1 protein-coding gene is annotated in these 1,019 nt (G+C 59.7%); it reads left to right on the forward strand.

The window, feature by feature from the left end:
* The coding region (locus Q4P78_RS09470; RefSeq protein WP_303340117.1) for a catalase at positions 1–1,019 on the forward strand (1,019 nt) is incomplete at both ends.

Below are 1,019 nucleotides of genomic sequence, written 5' to 3' on the forward strand. Positions count from 1 at the left end.
ATTCGTTTCTCAACCGTGGCGGGCGAATCCGGCTCCCCCGATACCTGGCGTGACCCACGCGGTTTCGCGGTGAAATTCTACACCACCGAAGGCAACTACGACCTGGTAGGTAATAACACTCCTATCTTCTTCATTCGCGATGCCATCAAGTTCCCCGACTTTATCCACTCGCAGAAGCGTATGCCCGGTTCGGGCCTGCGCGATAACGACATGCAGTGGGATTTCTGGAGCCTGAATCCCGCAACGGCGCACCAGGTAACCTGGCTGATGGGCGACCGCGGCCTACCCCGCACCCTACGCCACATGGACGGCTTCGGCTCTCACACCTCCCAGTGGATTAACGCCGAGGGCGAGCGCTTCTGGGTTAAGTACCACTTCAAGACCGAGCAGGGCAACGAGTTCTTCACCCAGGCTCAGGCCGATGAAATGGCGGGCAAGGATGCTGACTTCCACCGCCGCGACCTGCGCGAGGCTATCGAGCGTGGCGACTACCCCGCCTGGACGCTCTATGTGCAGATCATGCCCTATGAGGACGCGAAGACCTACCGCATTAACCCCTTCGATCTGACGAAGGTGTGGCCGCACTCGGATTACCCGCTGGTCAAGGTGGGTCGCATGGTGCTGGATCGCAACCCGCAGAATTTCTTCGCCGAAATTGAGCAGGCTGCCTTCTCCCCCTCAAACTTTGTGCCCGGCATTGCGGCTTCACCCGATAAGATGCTGCTCGGACGTATCTTCTCCTACCCGGATGCGCACCGCTACCGCATCGGCACTAACTTCGCGCAGCTGCCGGTGAACGCACCCCACGCGGCACCGGTGAACAACTATTCACATGATGGGTCGATGCGTTATAACTTTAACGACCCGTCTGTTCCGACTTACGCACCGAACAGCCTGGGTGGCCCGCATGCCGATGTGGCACGCGCTGGCGAAGGTAACTGGGAGTCTGATGGCTCCCTGGTGCGCACTGCTTACACCCTGCGGGCTGAAGATGATGACTTCAGCCAGGCACGCACCCT

The sequence above is a fragment of the Rothia sp. (in: high G+C Gram-positive bacteria) genome, assembly GCF_030540545.1.
Taxonomy (GTDB): Bacteria; Actinomycetota; Actinomycetes; order Actinomycetales; family Micrococcaceae; genus Rothia.